General features: G+C 63.8%; 2 protein-coding genes. One reads left to right on the top strand and one right to left on the bottom strand.

Annotation, left to right across the window (positions count from 1 at the left end; all coding sequences use genetic code 11):
- Positions 1-62: 62 nt before the first annotated feature.
- Positions 63-1013, bottom strand: a complete 951-nt coding sequence (locus AKL29_RS35650) for an aldo/keto reductase (RefSeq protein ID WP_050387382.1) — start codon at positions 1011-1013, stop codon at positions 63-65.
- A 281-nt stretch (positions 1014-1294) separates the two neighbouring features.
- Between AKL29_RS35650 and AKL29_RS35645 the strand changes: the two genes are divergently transcribed.
- Positions 1295-1753, top strand: a complete 459-nt coding sequence (locus AKL29_RS35645; RefSeq protein ID WP_244482605.1) for a GYD domain-containing protein — start codon at positions 1295-1297, stop codon at positions 1751-1753.
- The last annotated feature ends 483 nt before the right edge of the window (positions 1754-2236 follow it).

Here is a 2236-nt window from a genome sequence, read left to right as displayed (position 1 = left end):
ACGGCCGCCGAAGGCGGCCTATGCCTCTCCTCGCACGCGGGGCGAGGTGAAGTGGAGCCGCGCTACGCGCTCGCGGCGTCCAGCCGTTCGACCTGGTTTTTACTCAGCTCAAGTTTGGTTGCCTCGACCAGCGTTGCGACCTGCTCGGGCCTGGTGGCGCTGGCAATCGGCGCGGTGACGGCGGGTTTTGCCATCAGCCAGGCGAGCGCGACCGCGGCCGGCTCGGCGCGGGTTTCCGCGGCGACCTCGTCGAGGCCGGCCAGGATGCGCATGCCGCGCGGGTTCATGTATTTTGGAATGCTGCGTGCACCGCGCGGGCTCTTGGCGAAGTCGCTCTCCGAGCGATATTTGCCGGTCAAAAATCCGGCGGCGAGCGAGAAGAACGTGATCACGCCGACGTCGTTCGCCTCGCAGACGCGTTGCAGCGCGCCTTCGTAGCTTGAGCGCTCCGCGAGGCTGTATTCGGGCTGCATGCTCTCGTAGCGCGGCAGGCCGTTCGCCTTGGCAATGTCGAGCGCGCTCTGGAGTCGCTCCGCCGAGAAGTTCGAGGCGCCGATCGCCCTGACCTTGCCGGCCTTGATCAGTTTGTCATAGGCCGCGAGCGTCTCTTCCTGCGGTGTCGTCTCATCGTCCTTGTGGGACTGGTAGAGGTCGATGAAATCGGTCTGCAGCCGCCGCAGCGAGTCCTCGACGGCGCGCGCGATGTAGTCCGGCTTCAGCCCGACATTGCCGCCGCCCATGTCCATGCCGACCTTGGTGGCGAGGATGATGCGGTTGCGGTTGCCGCGCGCCTTCATCCATTTGCCGATGATCGTTTCGGATTCGCCGCCGCTGTGGCCCGGCACCCAGCGCGAATAGACATCCGCCGTATCCAGGAATGTCAGCCCCTGATCGAGCACGGTGTCGAGCAGGCGAAACGACGACGTCTCGTCCACGGTCCAGCCGAATACATTGCAGCCGAAGCACAGGGGAGGAACAGTGAGGCCGGAGCGGCCGAGCGCGCGATGCTTCATGAGTTTTCTTTCGCTTGTTCTTGATAGCGGGCGCCGGACACTGAGGCAGATCGCCCTTGTTTGCAAGGCGTCGTCCCGTAACCGCCTGGCAGGCGCCCATGCGTCGCTTGGCCAGCTCGGATGGATCGGATCCGTTCGTCGGTCAGGTCAAGCGCGCTGCCCCTCGGTGCCGCATCGACCAAGGAGAGATTTCGTCGCAGAGCAGAAACGCGATTTTATTTGCCGCGGGTCTGATGTAGATTGCGCGGCGAGCTGCCACCGGTTGCGCCGAAATCCGGAGAATGAGCGGCAGCGCGACTGGCCATCGGCAGGCCATTTCTTCTCATTTTTCAGTACGAAATGCTCTGCCCGGGCCGCGCGCCTGGGTGAATGTTTTTTCATTCCAACCAAACGGAGCGATTGCCATGCATTTCTGCTTCTCTGGTGAATACACCCCGCGTTCCCTGAACAACATCATGGAAAACCCGACGACCAATCGATACGAGGCCGCGAAGAAGTTGATTGAGGCCGCCGGCGGAAAGCTGATTTCGATGTACAGCACGGCGACCGATGGCCCCGGCGTGATGGTGATCTTCGACGTGCCGGATCCGAGCTTCGCGCCTGCGATCAGCGGCGTGGTCGTGGCGGCCGGCGCCATGCAGAATGTGCGGCTGGTCCGGCTCTTTACCCAGGATGAGATCAAGGTGGTGCGTCAGCACGCGACCAAGCTCAAGACCGCCTACACGCCGCCCGGCGGCTAGCAGACCGAGCGATCCAAAACGGCGCAGATCGATCTGACGCTGTTGTCTCTCTCGCGCGGCGGCGCTTGCCAGCGCGCCGCGCGAAGGCGAGGGCCGTTGCGCGCCACAGATCCGGGGCGCGGTCGACGGATGGGCAGTCGCTCAGGCGGATGTCCTGCGCGCATGCCGGCTCGCAAGCCCCGGCTGGTTGTGCCGTCGCATGACGTCCGCCGCCTCGCTCGGCATGTCGTCGGGCGAAAATCGCCGCCATTCCTGAGTCACGCGCGCATCGCACCGCCGGCATCTCGGCGCGCGTCACATGTCTAAAACAATGAGCGACTAGTTGTGCGACCGTTGATGTCTCATGTCGCGAGAATGCGGAGGCATGACTCAGTGGCTGAGCCACAAGCTCGGTGTCGTCCCTGCGAAAGCAGGGACCCACAACCACCAATGCTGATTGTCGAGCGACGCTGGGACGACGAGTCCTGTCTACAATGTCCGTCA

This window comes from Bradyrhizobium pachyrhizi (assembly GCF_001189245.1).
Taxonomy (GTDB): Bacteria; Pseudomonadota; Alphaproteobacteria; order Rhizobiales; family Xanthobacteraceae; genus Bradyrhizobium; species Bradyrhizobium pachyrhizi.
The sequence above is the reverse complement of the archived record's forward strand: the minus strand, read 5'-3'. Positions and strand labels throughout refer to the sequence as shown.

Coding starts and splice junctions, on each gene's coding strand:
- AKL29_RS35645 (WP_244482605.1), top strand. CDS start 1,295: ATGAGCGGCAGCGCGACTGGCCATCGGCAGGCCATTTCTTCTCATTTT.
- AKL29_RS35650 (WP_050387382.1), bottom strand. CDS start 1,013: ATGAAGCATCGCGCGCTCGGCCGCTCCGGCCTCACTGTTCCTCCCCTG.